The following is a 15,588-nucleotide window of genomic DNA, read 5'->3' on the forward strand; positions in this document are numbered from 1 at the left end:
TTGACGGATCTTTTGATTGCCCCGTCAGTGATGCGTCGAAGGGTGGCACCGAAGTGGCTTCGCGGGTGCGTATCGCCACGGCGACCTGTCTGGTGGCCTCCGGGCTGCTGGTCGGCGGTGCGGGCGGGGCGCTCGCGTTCGCCGATCCCGCCCTCGACGGCGGCGACGCGGTGACGGGCCAGACGGAGGGCGACCCTCCCGGGCCCGACGCAGCGCGGGACGTCCAGGACGCGGCGGGGTCCGAGGAGAAGCCGGATACCGGCACTGTCGGCGAGCCGAAGGTCGATCCGCGCGGCGACGACAAACGCGACGGGGGCGGCGGGCCGCCCGACGACGAGGGTGACGACGGGCACTTCGGAAGCGAGCACGATGACGCCGACACCGCCGACACCGCCGACACCCCCGACAGCGAGGACGACGAGCCCATCCCCACGGTTACCGAGACACCGGAGCCGACGGAGACCGAGGCGCCGCTGACCGAGACGCCGGCGCCGCAGCTCGGCGAGTGCGAGAAGAAGAGCGACGACGACTGCGCGCCGGGTGGGTGGTGGCCGTGGTGGCCATGGCCCACGCCGCGACCGCGCCCACCCGTCGACGCACCGGGGACGGGTGGCGGTGGCGGCGTCGCCGGCCAACCGCCGGCGGGGCTGCCGGACCTGCGGCCGCCGGAGATGCAGATCCCGCCGGGACTGCGTCCGCCGATCGACCCCGTCGAACCGCCCGAACCACTGAACGCGGTGCCCGGGGCCGGCGTGCCCGCGCCGGGGCTGACGGGTCCGATCACGTTGCCGGTGATCGCCGCGCCCCCGGCCGGCCTCGCCGGTGGGTCCGCGGCCGGCGCGACGGCACCGTTGCCCAGAGCACCCCGCGTGGTCGAGGCGGAGCCGCCCGCGGGCCGGCAACCTCCGCAGGCGGGCGCGTTGAGCAATGCGTCCGGGCAGGCGACGTCGTACCGGGCCGGCTACACCGACTATTTGCGGAGTGCGGGCCTGTCGCAACTGGTCGCCTTGGCAGCGCCGGGGCTAACGGGCATCCTGGTACTAACCGGCGCCGGCGGTCTCCTCGGTTATCGCCAGGCAAAGGCGGGCCACGCGGTTCGCGCCGGCGCCGTCGCAAGGTTCGTCAACTGATGAGAAACTGCCCGCCGACAGGGGCGGACAGCGCATAGTGGACTCGTCGAAAGGGGGCTGTATGTCTGCCAGCCGCCGCGTTACCCGCGCCGTTAGTGCGGTGCTCGATCTCGCTCCACGGCATGGGGAGGTGTCACTGACCCGGCTCGTCGATGCCGTCGCCGAGGACCGCAACCGCTCCATCGAACTGAAGATGGCCGATCTCCCGCCGGGGGTCTGTGGCCAGTGGCGCCAGTACACCGACCGGGACGTGTTCCTCATCCAGAAGGGCCTGCCCGCATGGGATCGGACCCTGGCGCACGAACTCGGTCACCTCGTGCTCGGCCACGAGGGCATCCCGGTCGTGGATGCGGCCCGTCAGAACGCCGAAGTCGCCAGCTTCGACCTGATCGGTTACATGCTCAACCAACGGACCGGCTGCATGGGCCCCGCCGGTGAGGACGCCGAGCAGGAGGCCGAGGACTTCGCCGCCCTGCTGCTGTACCGGCTGGGCCGGCTGCCCTCCGATCGGGCCTCCATCGTCCAGGTCCGGCTCGGAGAGGCGTTTGGTTGATCGTCTGGGTGATCGCCGGTCTGCTCGGATTGGCCACCGGCCTGCGCATCGGATGGGCCCTGGTCAACAAGCAGTCGCTGGTGAGCACCGCGATGATCCTTGCGTTGGGCAGCCTGGGGTTGGTCGCCGCGCTGAACTGGCAGCCGCTCACGCTGCTGCTCGACACCCTGCTGCGGTGGCCCAACATCTCGATGGGGCTGTCACAGGTGGCGCTCGTCGCATGCGCGGCGGGCAGCTGCGTCATGATCACCACCGTCGCGTCGGTGCGTAAACCCGCCACCATCCGCAAGATCGCGATGGCGCAATATGCGATTGCCGCCGTCATCGCGGTGGTGAGCCTGGTGACCTTCTTCGCCGCCGGTCAGCAACCCGAGATGGCTCCCGAGGAGTATCTGCGCCAGACGCTCAACTCTGGCGGCAGTTCTTTGCCATGGTTGCTGCCGCTGTTGTACGTGCTGTTAGCGCTGTCCTTGGTGTCGTGGGCGGGCCTGCGGTATTCCAATCGCAGCCGCCGCGGCCGTGCCCTGTTCGTCTTCACGCTCGGCATCGTGCTCATCGTCGCCGCTTCCGGGTTTTTCCTGCTGCGGGCGGTCGGCACGACCGGACCGGTCGGGGTGGGCGCCGCGGCGACGCTGCTGGGCTGCGCGATGCTGGTGGTCGCCACCGGCTCGCTGTTGCCCAGCGTGGAGGACTGGTTCGGCGCCCGCCGCGAGCTGCGCATCATTGCGCCGATACTGGCCGAACTCGGCCGCAGGCATCCCGACATCGGAATCGGGGTGCGGCCCCGCGGCCCCCTGGTGTTCCGGGTGGCCGAGCGGATGTCGCTGATCTCCGACGCCCTGTTCCTGGAGGCCACCGCCGCCGACCACAAACGCCGGCTTCGGGTCGATCCGTCGGGCGCGGTGTCCGACGCCGAGGACGACGATGCCGAGCTGGAGTCTCCGCAGGTTCCGCCGAAGGAACAGGCGCAGGCGATCGCACGGTGGATCTATGCCGGGAGTGAAGCCGCTCCGGAGGTCATGCGGGCGAGCTTTCCCGGCCTGGGCTGGCTGCGCCAACCCAGTGCCTACTCGGATCGGGAGTGGATCCTCGAGATCGCCCAGCAGTACCGCGCACTAACCCGCCGCGGTGACGCGGCGGGTTAATCCTCGTTCGGTTCGTTAGCGTGGCCTTGCTTCGCCGGTGCCGGCGTTGGAGGCCACCGCGGGCTAATCGTCCAGGTGCTCGCGGCGACGCAGCTCGTCGACCTTCTGAACGATGTCCTGCTGGGCCTCCGCGGACAGGCCGACCGTGCGTGCGGCAATACGGCGCACACCCTCGTCGCGCATGTTCGCGAGCCAGGTCAGTTCCTTGTCGAGCTTCTCGTAGTACTCGTCGTCGGTGAAGTACGCCGGCTTGATCCGGAAGAAGTTGGCAAGGGCGGCCATGGTCGCCGCAGACGGGTTGGTGCGGTTGCCTGAGCGAAGCTGCGACAGGTACGGCGCGGACATCGTGACGCCCTCCGCCTTCAGTGCAGCGATCACCTCAGCGGACGTGTGCGGACCGCGTCCTGGCGGGTAGACCGTGTCGAACAGGCGGTTCAGACGGTCGGCGAACGTCGTGCTCATCGATTAGACCTCCACATGCATTGACGAGCGGACCTATTGGCGGCGTATTTGCTGATCATCGTAGCGAGTGTTGAGGCCACAACCAAGTGCAAACCGCGTAAAAGTTAGCCCGCCTTTTCCGTTGTCGGTGCTCGCAGGTAGTGACCGCGAGGTGCATTGCGTGCGCCGATCGCTCCACCTTAAGGTGCGACGAAGCAAATACTAACGGCGGTGTCGAACTTCTTTTGCCAGAGTTCTGGACACCGGCGTCACAGTAATCACGCTGGGTCCCACCGGCAACGTTGATCATGAGCGTCGGAGAGAATTTCGGTGTTTGCTATTACGCAACTAAGCGTCGCGGAACCGAATAGCTGAAAACGTCGGCGCCTGCGCAGGAAGGCGTCGTCGCCGGGCCGGGTGAGCAGCGAGGTGGCAACTCCGCGACGATTGCCAGCAGATGGTCAGTTGGACCGGGGCGACGATGCCGCCGGGGCGGTGTCCGCTCCACGACCACGCATCACAACGACCGCCAGCGCGGCCACGCCGGCCGTGGCGGTGATCGCGACGGCGGCCCACCGCAGCCCCAGGGCGCCGTCGAACAGCAGCCACAGGCCGAACAGCAGGAACAGCACGCTGGCCAGGCCGTGCAGGAATCGCGCGGGCAGCCTCGTGTGCATCATCCGGCCCACCGCGATGGCCACTCCGTCGGCCAGCACCATGCCAAGTGTGGCGCCGATCCAGACGCCGGCCCAGTTGTAGTCGCTGGCGAGCGTGACAGTGGCAAGCATGGTCTTGTCGCCGAGTTCGGCGAGGACGAACGAGGACACGATCGCGAAGATGACGAATCGCGGCTCGGCGACCCGGATGTTGTCTTCAGCGTCGTCGCGGCCTTCGCGCCAGGTCCACACCGCGAACAGCAGGAAAGCGATCGCCGCGACGAAGGCGATCGGGCGTTCGGGCAGCGTCAGCCCGAGGAAGTGGCCGATGGCCACCGATAGGCCGTGGACGAGCATCGAGGCGATGGCGACACCGGAGAGCACCACCCACCACCGATGCCGCAGCGAGTACGTCATGGTGATCAGCTGCGACTTGTCGCCCAGCTCGGCGACGAACACCACGGCGAGGCTGACCAGAATGGCGGCGAGCATTCGATGACCTTTCGACGCGTCGCCCACGGGCCGAATGCTCACCCGTCAGGCTTCGGTCGAAGGTCTCGCCCACCGCAGTCGAGTGCGGTTCGCCGGCCGGGCTGGCGTCACCGTGCTGCTCGTGGTGCGCGCCGCCAGTATGTCGACACGACGATTGGGGGCTACTCCCCTTCGCTGACATCCTCGACGATAGCCGTCAATGCGCGGGCTGGCCACCGCGGGGCCGGTTTCGGGTGGCCGAAAACCGTTATGCGGCAAGCAGCATGGCGAGGATGGCGGTGTCGGGGTGGGTGATGGGGTCGACGCCCACCCGGCTGACCATGGACGTCACGGTGCCGTCCGCCTCGGCTTCCACCCAGGCGGCGCGGTGTTCGAGTCCCAGATGGGGCAGCCCGGGTAGGAGTACGCAACCGGAAGCGGCGCCGTTGCACTCCGGCAGCGACGGTGTGGTCTCCGACGGCGGATGCAACATGAGCAGGGCCGGGGGCTGGTGCTCGGCGAAATAACCAGGGGGCACCGCCGACTCACCCACTACCGGACCTTCAGCCACGACCAAGCCCACGGTATTGGGTTCCGGCTCATCGGGGAGTTCTTCACGGGCTCCGAAAATCGTTGTGGTGGAGAGCAATCCAGGCAGTGACGCGACGCGCACGGCGACCATCAAGAGCTGCGCCCATTCCTTGGTGGAGTCGGGCCAGCGGCCGGAGATCACGAAGCCCTTGAGCGATCCGCGTGAATGGAACGGGGCGATCTCGATCGCCCGACCTGAGCTCATCTCCATCTCACGCCTCCGCGCCTACGGTGTTCGGTTACCCGACACGGCTATGAGTCGATTTGACCAGAATGAGGCAGGTCAAACCTGCTAGCAAGCCGGACACGGGGAGTCAGCGGGCGATTTCGCCCTTCACCGTCCACACGACGCGGTAGGAGCCCGCGGCGGGCACCCAACCGAACTCGTGGGAGTCCGCCGCTCCCGCCGCCCCCGGATTGTCCGACCGCGCTTCGAATATGGCGCTGCGGCCCGACCCGTGGACCTCACCGATTCGCTTGACGAGCCAGCGTGACGATCGTCTGGGATCGGGGAACACCCGGAGTTGTCCGCGCCGGGGACTTCCACCGCGTAACGCGAGCAGCCCGTCGCCGGGGACGAGAGTCGGTCGCATCGACTCGTCCACCACCTTGAAACGCATCAGCGGCCATCGCCGTAGTGGATGGTTTTCCGACACAGTCGAAGGGTAGGTTAAAGCCATGCTGCATCGACTTTTCAACAACGCCACCGAAGCTCATGCCCACTGCGATCTGTACTGCGGCGTCTACGACCCCGCGCAGGCCAAGATCGAGGCGCTCTCCTGCCTGAAGACGATCCAGAAGTACCACGACTCCGATGACGAGCACTTCAAGGCGCGCGCCATCATCATCAAGGAGCGTCAGGCCGAAGAGGTCAAGCATCACCTGATGGTGCTGTGGGCCGACTTCTTCACCAAGGATCACTTCGAGCAGTTCCCGAATCTGCATCAGCTGTTCTGGGATGGTGTGCACGGGGCGGGCGACGTCAAGAAGTCGCTTGACGCCGCCGTCGCCGAGAAGCTGCTCAAGACCATCGACGAGATCGCCGACATCTTCTGGCAGACCGACAAGGGCAAGCAGATGGGCGTCTACCCGCCCGCCTGAACCCCCGCGACGAGAAAGAGCCGCCGAGTCGAAGACCGGCGGCTCTTTTGGTTGGTGCGATCAGAAGAGCACGATGAGCGCGAGTACGCCGAGCAGCACCAGAGCGATCACGCCGGCACGTAGGAATGCCATCAACTGAGACCGGGTGTAGACGTGCGCCGACGATTGCCACTCAGAAGGCGGCAGCGCGGACCCCGAACCCATAGAAGATGACATCAACCCCTCCTGACCTGCACGTTTATCGCTCTCCCCCGTGAGATCTGTCACAACATCAAGCTGTGACGCCGATCATAACCCCTGATGTCGGATCGAAAAAATCGTGCCCCCAACGAGGCTGCGGCGCGTCGCGCAGCGGTCGACCGCGTGGTTAGCCGACCTAGGAATTTCGCTCTCCGCAAGGGGGCCTGTTGATGAGTGCGTCGGATCGCCCGCTTCTATCCACAGAATTCTCAGCCCGCGCACAGAATCAGCGGCTCAAACCGCTTTGACGCCGCTGACAGCCTGTGGATGAACCTGTGGAAACTGTGGATAGCTGCGCATTGCTGGCGGTGCCGCCCTGGACGACCGACGGCGGCGTCGGCCGACGTGCGCCCGGTCGTCGCTACGCTGAAGAGCGAAATGATCACGCGGACGCGAGGAGCGAAATGATCACGCGCACGCGAGGAGCGAAATGATCACGCGCACGCGAGGAGCGAAATGATCCAGGTGTGTTCCCAGTGCGGGACGCGGTGGAACGTGCGCGACCGGCGCCGCGCGTGGTGCCCGCGCTGCCACGGCGCGCTGCTGGCTCCGTCCGGCCCTGCGCCCGGGGCGGAGTGGAGCGCCCGGCCAGGGTCGACGTCGGCACGGAATACGCCGCCCGGCGGCCCTCCGCTGCCTGCGGGGTACCGGTGGATCGCCGTGCGGCCCGGTGCTGCACCGCCGCCGCGCCGCAGACGCCGTGATCTCGGACCGACACCGCGCTACGCCGAGATTCCCCGGTGGGGTCTGACCGAGCACTTCGAGCCGGCCGATCAACCGCAGGTCGAAGCCCGCACTGGGCCGTCGTCGGCGATGCTGCAAGGCACCCTGCTCCTGACGATGGTCGCGCTCGGCGCCGCCGCACTGATCCACCTCGTCCGCTACGTCCTGCTGATCGTCAACCGCTCGGTGCTGCTGCACCCGTGGGTGGCGGGCGGGGCGACGTGGATGGGCGTCGTCCTCAGCGTGATCGCCATGTTCTCGGTGCTCGCGAGCGTGATCATGTTGGCGAACTGGCTCGTCGCCCGGCGGGCGGCCGCATTCGCGCACCGCGGACACCAGGACCCCCGCCCCGCCTGGCTCCTGCGCGCGGGCTGCCTCACTCCGTTCGTCAACCTGGTGTGGGCGCCGGTGTTCGTACTCGAACTCGCGGGTGTCGAGGAGCGGCTGAGTTGGCTGCGCCGGCGCATCGTGGTGTGGTGGCTGGCCTGGGTGGCCAGCTACGCGGTGTCGATCTTCTCGATCGCGACGAGCTTCACCACCGACGCGCAGGGCATCGCCGACAACACGGTCACCACCACCGTCGCCTATCTGCTGGCGCTGGCCACCCTGCTGCTGACCACCAAGGTGGTCCTCGGGTTCGAGCGGCAACCGGTCGAGCGGCCCAGCAGGCGCTGGGTGATGGTGCCCGACGAGCAGCCACCGACGGAGCAGCCGGATTCCAAGCCCAAAAGCGAGGCTCCGGTTGAGTCCGAAGGGCAGAACCCGGCAGCATAGGCAGCTATGAACCCGGGCGACGCCGAAGCCGCCGGTGCAGCGACATCGGGACCGCTCAGCGGCCACCCCTTCGTCGTGGCGCACCGCGGCGCGTCGGCGGACCGCCCCGAGCACACCCTGGCCGCCTACGAGTTGGCCCTGAGGGAGGGTGCCGACGGGGTGGAATGCGACGTGCGGCTCACCCGCGACGGTCATCTGGTCTGCCTGCACGACCGCAGGGTGGACCGGACGTCTGACGGGACGGGCCTGGTCAGCGAGATGACGCTCGCACAGCTTCGCGAATTCGATTACGGCGCTTGGCATCCCAGCCGCAACCGCGGCGGCGGGCAGGGCGAGACCGGCCTGCTGACCCTCGACGAGCTGGTGTCACTGGTGCTGGACTGGAACCGCCCGGTCAAGCTGTTCATCGAAACCAAGCATCCGGTCCGCTACGGCGCGCTGGTGGAGAGCAAGGTGCTGGCACTGCTGCACCGCTACGGCATCGCGTCACCCGCGTCGGCGGATCTGTCGCGCGCGGTGGTGATGTCGTTCTCGGCGGCCGCGGTGTGGCGGGTGCGCCGCGCGGCACCGCTGCTGCCCACGGTGCTGCTCGGCGAGACGTCGCGCTACCTGGGCGGAAGCGCCGCGACGACCGTCGGCGCGACGGCCGTGGGCCCGTCGATCGCGACGCTGCGCGAGCATCCCGAGTTGGTGGACCGGGCCGCCGCGCAGGGCCGCGCGATGTACTGCTGGACCGTCGACCACTTCGAGGACGTGCACTACTGCCGTGACCTCGGGGTCGGCTGGGTCGCCACGAACCACCCCGGCCGCACCAAGGACTGGCTGCAGAACGGGCTCGCCGGGGCGGGTCGCGACTAGGAGACGGTCACAGGGTGCCGCCCGCCGCCTTCGGCGCATCGGCGTCGTTGGGCGCGGACCCGAGTTCGCGCGCAACGAAGTCCTCGAGGTGAAACAGGTTCGCCCCGGCACGGTCGGCGATGCGCACCAGCGTGGTCATCAGCGAGACCTCCTCGACCTGTTCGCCGAGGAACCACTGCATGAACTGCTCGCCGAGGTAATCCCCTTCGTCACGAGCGACGCCGGCGAGTCGGCCGATCTGCTCGGTGACCGTGCGCTCCTGGTCGAGTGCTGTGTGACGCCGCTTACCCGACGGATTCGATGTTTGCTGTAGGCCTATGGCTCGGTGTCGATCACGTCTGCGGGGACCGGAGAATCCGAGCGCAGCGCATCGAACAACTGCCCGGCCGCCGCGTCGTTCCACACCACCACTGAGCCCGAGTCGCCGCCGCTGAACTGACCGATCGGCACGGTGGTGGTGACGACGTCTCCGCGTAGCGCCCAGGCCAGCCGTGCCAGGTCCCAGATGTGGTCGTCCTGGTCCACCGCGACGGCGTCGCCCGCCGCGTGCGCCATCGGGTACCACCTGAGCGGATTGAGCAGCACCGCGGGGCTGGCGGCACGGTGCAGCAGTGCCGACATGAAGGCCCGCTGGTTGAGCATGCGGTCGAGGTCGGCGCGGGGCGTGGCCCGGGTGCGCACGTAACCGAGGGCGGTGCGGCCGTCGAGTTTCTGGCAGCCGGCGGGCAGGTCGATGCCGGCGAGCGGGTCGCTGATCGGTTCGGTCGGGCACATGGTCACCCCGCCGACGGCGTCGACCATGGTCGCGAAGCCGTCGAAGCCGATCTCGGCGTAGTGGTCGACCCGCAGGCCGGTGGCCTGCTCCACGGTCTGGGCGAGTAACGGGGCTCCGCCGACGGCGAACGCCGCGTTGATCTTGTCGCTGCCGTAGCCGGGGATCGACACGTAGGAGTCGCGCGGGATGGACACCATCGTGGTGTGCGTGCCCGACCAGGGGGCCGGGATGTGCACCACCAGGATCGTGTCGGTGCGGCCGTTGCCGACGTCGCCGCCGGTGGCCAGCTGCGCCTGCTGCTCGGGGGTCAGATGCTGGCGGCTGTCGGACCCGACGAGAAGCCAGGTGGTGCCCGCGCCCGACGCGGGGCGGTCCGGGTAGTCCGCCAGCGCAGGGATCCGGTGCAGTGACGAGTCCATCCAGAGAACACCGGCCACGGTCGCGACGAGGAACACAAGCATCATCGCCAGCAGGATGCGTCCCCAATGTCGTTTGCGCCGTGGGCTTTTCGGCTTAGGCGGTGCCGGCGGCCGGGCTTGCCGGGGAGCCGGGGGCGCGGGTCTGCGCGGGGGCGGCCTGCCGCTCGGTGGGGCCGGTCGCGGCGGCCTGCCGCTCGGTGGGGCCGGTCGCGGCGGAGTCGGCGGGTTCGGCGGCCAAGCGGGCCGATAGTTGGGGTCACGGCGGATCACCTGTGACGGTTCCCGGCGAGCCCCTCCCGGCCCGCCCGCGGGCCGGGGAGGGCCGTAACCGCGGCGCGGCTGCCGGTCGTCGTTCACACAACGGAATGTACGTGGCCGACGGCCGGCTTCACTGCAGCCAGCTCAGGTGGCCCGCGGCCAGTGCGTAGCCGACGAAAGCCACGGCGTCGATCAGGGCGTGGGCGATGATCAGCGGCCACAGCCGCCCGGTGCGCACGTAGACGTAGCCGAACACCAGGCCCATCGCGAGGTTGCCCAGCCCCGCGCCGAAGCCCTGGTACAGGTGATAGAGCCCGCGCAGCACGCTCGTAACGACGACCGCGGCCGTCGGGCTGAGCTGCAGTTGGCGTAGCCGGGTCAGCAGGAAGCCGACGACGACCACCTCCTCGGCCCAGCCGTTGGCGAACGCGGTGAGCAACAGCACGGGGATCCGCCACCAGGTGTCGTACAGTTCGGCGGGTTCCACCGACGCGTTCATCCCGAGGATGCGGGCGATCTGGTACAGCGCGAGGCCCGGCAGTCCGATCAGCGCGGCCAGGCCGAGCCCGCCGAGCAGGTCCGGACGCCACCGCGGCCGACCCAAGCCGATGGACGCTGGTCCGGAACCGCTGCGCCACAACAGATATACGGCCAGCGCGCCCCACGCCAGCAGTTGAAACACCCAAGCCAGGTTGAGCCCGAGGTCGATGAGGTCGAACGGCGAGCGGCGTGGATTGAGCGCGACGACCTGTCCGGAGAGGCCGAGCAGCACCGACTCGGTCAGGTTGAGCAGGGCGCTGTACGCGGAGAGGCCAAACGTGACCGCCAGCACCACCGCGACCTCGATGCGCAGCGTCCGCCGCTTCGGGTCGCTGGGCTCGTCCGGGCCGGTCACCGGAGTTACGGTAGCGGGCCGCGGGAGATCTACAGCCTGCGCGCGCGCAGGCCGTTGAGGAACGGACAGCCCATCAGCACGCGGATCGCCTGGCTCAGTCCGGTGACGTCGTCCACGGGCTTGGCGAAGGGCAACCGCACGTCGTGGTCGCCGTCGTCGGTCTCCACCCGTAACCGCACGCCGTAGCGATCCAGGCCGAGCGGGCGGACGCGGCCGCGGCGCAACGTCATCGGCAGCCGGCTGGCCAGCCGCTCGACGACGTCGCGGTGCGCCGACTCCATGTGCTGCAGCCAGCACGACTCCATGGCGCAGAACGGATCGGGCCGCGCGCCCAGCAGCGTGCTCACCCCGACCGACTCCGCACCGGTGGAGTCGGCGACGACCACCGACTCGATCTCGAGCCGCAGCAGGGTGTATCCGGTCTCGCTGCCGCCGCGCTCGGTATTGACTTGTAGCAGCGCCGGATTGGGGTCCTGCGATGCGACCAGGTCCAGCAGCGCCGACACCTCGCCAACGGGCACGTCGCGCAGTCGCCCGCTGATCCACACCAGTGAGCGCACGGGCTCGCGCAGCGGCAACGGCGCGTAGTCGGTCATCTCCAGCACGGCCTGCACCCCGGTGTCGGCGGCGGAGGCCACCTCGCCCGCGACCACGCTGTCGACCGGCACTGTGATCGCGACCGAACCGTCGTCGAGCAGATGGTGGACCGGGGATTCGGTGGGTCCTCCGCTGTGGCACCCCTCGACCGCCAGCATCGCGCCGCCCGCCCGAGCGCAGGCGCTGCGGATCCGCTCGGCCGTGGTCGGTGCCGTCATCATCGCCGTCATGCCGCCTCCAATCAGATAAGGTGAGCCTAACTTAACTAGACGCCCCGGAATCCTGCAAGGCTTTCGTGCAGGGGAACGGCATTACCACGGTGAGCCGTTACTGTTGGGGCGTGCCGCGCATCGCCTATCTGGGACCCGAGGGAACCTTCTCCGAGGCGGCGCTGCTCAGGTTGACGACCGGGCGCATGCTGCCCGGTGGGCCGAACCCCGACGGGGTGACCGCGATCCCGACCGACAGCACGGCGGCCGCACTGGCCGCGGTCCGGGCCGGCGACGCCGACTACGCCTGCGTGCCGATCGAGAACTCCATCGAAGGGTCGGTGCTGCCGACGCTCGACAGCCTGGCCACCGGGACGCCGCTGCAGATCTTCGCCGAACTCACCCTCGACGTGTCGTTCACGATCGTGGTCCGCGACGGCGTGCCCGCCGAGCGCGTGGCGACCGTGGCGGCGTTCCCCGTCGCGGCCGCCCAGGTGCGTCGTTGGCTGGCCGATCACCTGCCCGCGGCGCGCATCGTGCCCGCCAACTCCAATGCGGCCGCCGCCGCGGACGTCGCCGACGGCCGGGCGGACGCCGGGGTGAGCACCGCGCTGGCCGCCCAGCGTTACGGGCTGGCGGCCCTCGCGTCCGACATCGTCGACGAGCCCAACGCGCGTACCCGCTTCGTCTTGGTCGGCACGCCGGCCCCGCCGCCCGATCGCACCGGGGCCGACCGGACCTCGGTGGTGCTGCGGCTGGCCAACGTGCCCGGCGCGCTGGTGTCGGCGATGACGGAACTGGCGATCCGCGACATCGATCTGACCCGCATCGAATCACGGCCCACCCGAACCGAATTGGGCACCTACATCTTCTTCCTCGACTGTGTCGGCCACATCGACGACGATGCGGTCGCCGAGGCACTCAAAGCGCTGCACCGTCGTTGTTCCGATGTGCGATTCCTTGGTTCCTGGCCGACGGATGCGGCCGCGGGCGCTGTGCCGCCCCAACTCGACGAGGCCACCCGCTGGCTGGCCCGGCTGCGGGATGGCAAGCCGTGAGCGGGCGCCTGGTGCTGGTCCGCCACGGACAGTCCCACGCCAACGTCGAGCGTCGACTCGACACCCGGCCGCCCGGGGCGCCGCTGACCGACCTGGGCCGCGATCAGGCGCGCGTCTTCGCCCGCGACCTGGTCCATCCGCCGACGCTGCTCGCGCACTCGGTGGCGGTGCGGGCGGTGCAGACGGCCGGCGAGATCGCCGGTGAGCTGAGCCTGGACACCGTCGAACTCGAGGGCGTCCACGAGGTGCAGGTCGGTCACCTCGAGGACCGCAACGACGACGAGGCGATCACCGCGTTCGAGACCGTCTACCAGAGGTGGCACGAGGGCAACCTCCACGTGCCGATGCCCGGCGGTGAAACCGGCGACGAGGTGCTGGAGCGCTACGTCTCGGCCATCACCCAGTTGCGGCTGCGCCACCTCGACGACGACTCCTGGCACGGCGACATCGTGGTGGTCAGCCACGGCGCCGCGATCCGGCTGGTGTCGTCGGTGCTGGCCGGGGTGGAGAGCAGCTTCGCGCTGGACCACCACCTGAGCAACACCGAGTCGATCGTGCTGGCGCCGATCACCGACGGACGCTGGAGCTGTGTGCAGTGGGGATCGCTGACACCGCCGTTCTACCCGGAGCCCGACGTGCATCCGGTCCAGGACGCGCTGCAGTCAGCCGACCCGATGGGCTGACGCCCTGACGGCGCACATGCAGCCGACTGCCTCGCAGTCGATGGCGAACGAGTGCACCACCTCGGGTGTCACGCAGTCCGGTTCGGTGCACTCGGTGCGCGCTGCGGCGTGGTGGATGACGGTGCCGTGGCAGTGCTCGAGGCCCGCAACACACTCGCGGCACCGGAACGCATCAGCCATGACTTCTTGATAGCACCGCGCGGCGACAACGCGCGGTTGCCGCGCTGCTCAGCCCCACCCCAATTCGTGCAGCCGCTCGTCGTCGATGCCGAAGTGGTGGGCGACTTCGTGGATCACCGTGATCGCCACCTCGTCGACCACCTCCTTGTCGGTGTCGCACACCTCGAGCAGCGCCTCGCGGAAGATCGTGATGGTGTCGGGCAGCGATCCGGCGTACGACGAGTCGCGTTCGGTCAGCGCGATGCCCTCGTAGAGCCCGAGCAGGCCCGGTTCCTCGTCGTGGCGGGCCTCGACGAGCACGACGACGTTGTCCAGTGCGGCGGCCAGTTTCGGCGGTATCAGGTCCAGTGCCTCGGAGACCAGCTCGTCGAACCGCCGCGCGCTCATCCGCACGGGCACGCGGTTACGGCACCGGTGGCGGCGGGGGCGGCAGCGGCGCGCCGGGCGGCGGCGGTGCGGGTGCCGGTGGCGGCGGCGGTGGAGCCGGAGCACCGGGCGGCGGCGGTGGCACGGGCTCACCCGGCGGCGGGGCGCCGGGGGGCGGCGGTGGGCCGTTCATGAACGTGTTACCCCCGGCGGGCGGGGCCTGCGGCGCCTCGGTCTCCGTGGCCTCGCTGGACTGTTGCGGGCCGTGGGTCGTCTGGCCGCTGCTGTCCGAGGAGCTGCTGCTGTTGCTGCTGCTCGACTGGTCGCTGGTCACCTGCGACGTGGTGTCATCCTCGCCGTTCTCCGGCATCGGGATCGGCGGGAAGTTGAGCCTTTCCTCGGGAATGTCCGGCGGAGGCACCGGCGGCTGGCCGTTGATGAGTAGCGGACCCTTGGCGCTGTTGAGCAGCGTGGACCAGCCGCCGTTGCCCAGGGTGGCGCCGATGCTGCAGGACACCTGGTGGCTGCCCGCCGACCAGCTCGGCAGCGAGATGGTGCTGTAGATCAGGGTGAGCGTGGTGCTGCGCAGCTGGATCGGCGCCAGATAGGCGTCGGTGAGCCGAGTGCACGCGTCCTTGATGAAACTGTCCTGTTCGGGCTCCGGCGGCAGGCCGGCGGGGAACTTCTCGGCGACGTTGACGGCGCCGGTGACCTCCATGGCGTGTGGTGCCGCGCAGTCGACGGGGATGTCGGTGGGCTGGTTGGTGGTCGGGTCGATGCCGAGGCAGGTACCGACGGGCCACACCTTGGACTGGTCGATCTCGGCCACCTTGCCCGCGAACGCGAGCTGCTGGTTGTTGGCGCCGGGCAACTGCAGGCCGCACAGCATGCGTCGCTCGCCGGACTGGCGCCAGGCCTTCTCCCCCGACCACAGCATGCTGACGGTGAAGCGGCTGTTGGGGTCGAACCGGGGCCCGAGATAGCGCTTGACCGACGCCGAGCACTGCTCCTGGCTGATCTGCTGAATGCGCGCGGCCGACGGCGGTGCCGCCTCGGGGCCGTACTCGCTGCCGGGGAACGTCCTCATGTCCACCGACTCCGCCACCTCGAACCGGTGCTCGGCCTTGCAGTCGACGATCTCGGCGGCGTCGGGCGTGCGGTCCGGCCAGTTGAGGCAGTCACCCGGCTTGGCGTGCTTGAAGGTGTCGTTGCCGCGCGGCCCCAGCGAGATCGTGCTGGCGGTCAGGCCGCTGGCGCCCTCAGTCTGCGGCAGCGCGGTGATGAAGCCGGCGATCAGCAACGCGCCGAGGGCCGTCAGCAACAGCGCGCGGTGCGTGGACGTGGCGTGAATCCTTGTCCACCACGCCACCCGCTCCGAGCCCTGCTCGTCGTCATGATCGGACAGCGCGCCTGCGCTGCCCGAGCCGTCGGGTGCCTGCAACATCCGCTCCATTGTGACAGGCGT

Annotated in this window: 19 protein-coding genes and 1 pseudogene; 8 read left to right on the forward strand and 12 right to left on the reverse strand. The window is 69.2% G+C overall.

Features of this window, described 5'->3' with window-relative positions; genetic code table 11:
* Nucleotides 1-53: 53 nt before the first annotated feature.
* The 3 genes from ABGB19_RS16655 (at nucleotide 54) to ABGB19_RS16665 (ending at nucleotide 2,828) form a co-directional block, all read left to right on the forward strand.
* On the forward strand, nucleotides 54-1,130 hold the full coding sequence (locus ABGB19_RS16655; RefSeq protein WP_347687067.1) for a hypothetical protein: 1,077 nt from the start codon (nucleotides 54-56) through the stop codon (nucleotides 1,128-1,130).
* 61 nt (nucleotides 1,131-1,191) lie between these two features.
* Nucleotides 1,192-1,683 carry a DUF955 domain-containing protein gene (locus ABGB19_RS16660; RefSeq protein WP_347687068.1) on the forward strand — a complete coding sequence of 164 codons (492 nt, stop codon included), beginning with the start codon at nucleotides 1,192-1,194 and terminating at the stop codon, nucleotides 1,681-1,683.
* On the forward strand, nucleotides 1,680-2,828 hold the full coding sequence (locus ABGB19_RS16665) for a hypothetical protein (protein WP_347687069.1): 1,149 nt from the start codon (nucleotides 1,680-1,682) through the stop codon (nucleotides 2,826-2,828). Before ABGB19_RS16660 ends, ABGB19_RS16665 begins: the two co-directional genes overlap by 4 nt.
* Before the next feature lie 63 nt (nucleotides 2,829-2,891).
* Here ABGB19_RS16665 and ABGB19_RS16670 read toward each other — a convergent pair whose 3' ends face one another.
* The 4 genes from ABGB19_RS16670 to ABGB19_RS16685 form a co-directional block, all read right to left on the reverse strand.
* Entirely contained in the window at nucleotides 2,892-3,290 is a 399-nt protein-coding gene (locus ABGB19_RS16670) for a helix-turn-helix transcriptional regulator (protein WP_347687070.1), read from the reverse strand.
* Nucleotides 3,291-3,730: 440 nt separating this feature from the next.
* Entirely contained in the window at nucleotides 3,731-4,417 is a 687-nt protein-coding gene (locus ABGB19_RS16675; protein ID WP_347687071.1) for a TMEM165/GDT1 family protein, read from the reverse strand.
* A gap of 247 nt (nucleotides 4,418-4,664) precedes the next feature.
* Complete coding sequence (locus ABGB19_RS16680; protein ID WP_347687072.1) at nucleotides 4,665-5,198, reverse strand: peptidase; 534 nt, start codon at nucleotides 5,196-5,198, stop codon at nucleotides 4,665-4,667.
* Nucleotides 5,199-5,301: 103 nt separating this feature from the next.
* Entirely contained in the window at nucleotides 5,302-5,607 is a 306-nt protein-coding gene (locus tag ABGB19_RS16685; protein ID WP_347687221.1) for a S26 family signal peptidase, read from the reverse strand.
* A gap of 58 nt (nucleotides 5,608-5,665) precedes the next feature.
* On the opposite strand from ABGB19_RS16685, the gene sodN reads away from it, so the two are divergent.
* On the forward strand, nucleotides 5,666-6,088 hold the full coding sequence (gene sodN, locus ABGB19_RS16690; RefSeq protein ID WP_347687073.1) for a superoxide dismutase, Ni: 423 nt from the start codon (nucleotides 5,666-5,668) through the stop codon (nucleotides 6,086-6,088).
* A gap of 60 nt (nucleotides 6,089-6,148) precedes the next feature.
* Here the strand turns inward: sodN and ABGB19_RS16695 are convergent, their stop codons facing one another.
* On the reverse strand, nucleotides 6,149-6,304 hold the full coding sequence (locus ABGB19_RS16695; protein ID WP_347687230.1) for a hypothetical protein: 156 nt from the start codon (nucleotides 6,302-6,304) through the stop codon (nucleotides 6,149-6,151).
* 480 nt (nucleotides 6,305-6,784) lie between these two features.
* On the opposite strand from ABGB19_RS16695, the gene ABGB19_RS16700 reads away from it, so the two are divergent.
* Nucleotides 6,785-7,825, forward strand: coding sequence for a DUF4328 domain-containing protein (locus ABGB19_RS16700; protein WP_347687074.1), 1,041 nt, complete (start codon nucleotides 6,785-6,787; stop codon nucleotides 7,823-7,825).
* A 6-nt stretch (nucleotides 7,826-7,831) separates the two neighbouring features.
* Nucleotides 7,832-8,683, forward strand: coding sequence for a glycerophosphodiester phosphodiesterase (locus tag ABGB19_RS16705; protein ID WP_347687075.1), 852 nt, complete (start codon nucleotides 7,832-7,834; stop codon nucleotides 8,681-8,683).
* Between the two features lie 7 nt (nucleotides 8,684-8,690).
* Here the strand turns inward: ABGB19_RS16705 and ABGB19_RS16710 are convergent.
* The 4 genes and pseudogenes from ABGB19_RS16710 to ABGB19_RS16725 form a co-directional block, all read right to left on the reverse strand.
* Nucleotides 8,691-8,954, reverse strand: a pseudogene (locus tag ABGB19_RS16710) (ferritin-like domain-containing protein); the annotation flags it as partial.
* Between the two features lie 44 nt (nucleotides 8,955-8,998).
* Entirely contained in the window at nucleotides 8,999-10,147 is a 1,149-nt protein-coding gene (locus ABGB19_RS16715) for an LCP family protein (RefSeq protein ID WP_347687222.1), read from the reverse strand.
* A gap of 118 nt (nucleotides 10,148-10,265) precedes the next feature.
* A complete protein-coding gene (locus ABGB19_RS16720; RefSeq protein ID WP_347687076.1) occupies nucleotides 10,266-11,030 on the reverse strand; it encodes a CPBP family intramembrane glutamic endopeptidase in 765 nt (254 codons plus the stop codon).
* Between the two features lie 29 nt (nucleotides 11,031-11,059).
* A complete protein-coding gene (locus ABGB19_RS16725) occupies nucleotides 11,060-11,857 on the reverse strand; it encodes a DUF2470 domain-containing protein (protein WP_347687077.1) in 798 nt (265 codons plus the stop codon).
* Between the two features lie 110 nt (nucleotides 11,858-11,967).
* On the opposite strand from ABGB19_RS16725, the gene pheA reads away from it, so the two are divergent.
* Together pheA and ABGB19_RS16735 are read left to right on the forward strand one after the other, a co-directional pair.
* Nucleotides 11,968-12,894 carry a prephenate dehydratase gene (pheA, locus tag ABGB19_RS16730; RefSeq protein WP_347687078.1) on the forward strand — a complete coding sequence of 309 codons (927 nt, stop codon included), beginning with the start codon at nucleotides 11,968-11,970 and terminating at the stop codon, nucleotides 12,892-12,894.
* The gene (locus tag ABGB19_RS16735; protein ID WP_347687079.1) at nucleotides 12,891-13,577 is read left to right on the forward strand and encodes a histidine phosphatase family protein; all 687 of its coding nucleotides are present in this window, start codon (nucleotides 12,891-12,893) and stop codon (nucleotides 13,575-13,577) included. Before pheA ends, ABGB19_RS16735 begins: the two co-directional genes overlap by 4 nt.
* Here the strand turns inward: ABGB19_RS16735 and ABGB19_RS16740 are convergent.
* From ABGB19_RS16740 to ABGB19_RS16750, 3 genes are read right to left on the reverse strand one after another with little or no spacing between them, the layout of a single operon-like run.
* Nucleotides 13,557-13,757 carry a hypothetical protein gene (locus tag ABGB19_RS16740; protein ID WP_347687080.1) on the reverse strand — a complete coding sequence of 67 codons (201 nt, stop codon included), beginning with the start codon at nucleotides 13,755-13,757 and terminating at the stop codon, nucleotides 13,557-13,559. The two genes, ABGB19_RS16735 and ABGB19_RS16740, sit on opposite strands and share 21 nt — an antisense overlap.
* A 48-nt stretch (nucleotides 13,758-13,805) precedes the next feature.
* Nucleotides 13,806-14,156 carry a metallopeptidase family protein gene (locus ABGB19_RS16745; protein WP_347687081.1) on the reverse strand — a complete coding sequence of 117 codons (351 nt, stop codon included), beginning with the start codon at nucleotides 14,154-14,156 and terminating at the stop codon, nucleotides 13,806-13,808.
* 4 nt (nucleotides 14,157-14,160) lie between these two features.
* Nucleotides 14,161-15,567 carry a septum formation family protein gene (locus ABGB19_RS16750; RefSeq protein ID WP_347687082.1) on the reverse strand — a complete coding sequence of 469 codons (1,407 nt, stop codon included), beginning with the start codon at nucleotides 15,565-15,567 and terminating at the stop codon, nucleotides 14,161-14,163.
* Between the last annotated feature and the right edge of the window lie 21 nt (nucleotides 15,568-15,588).

The organism is Mycobacterium sp. B14F4 (genome assembly GCF_039871645.1).
Taxonomy (GTDB): Bacteria; Actinomycetota; Actinomycetes; order Mycobacteriales; family Mycobacteriaceae; genus Mycobacterium.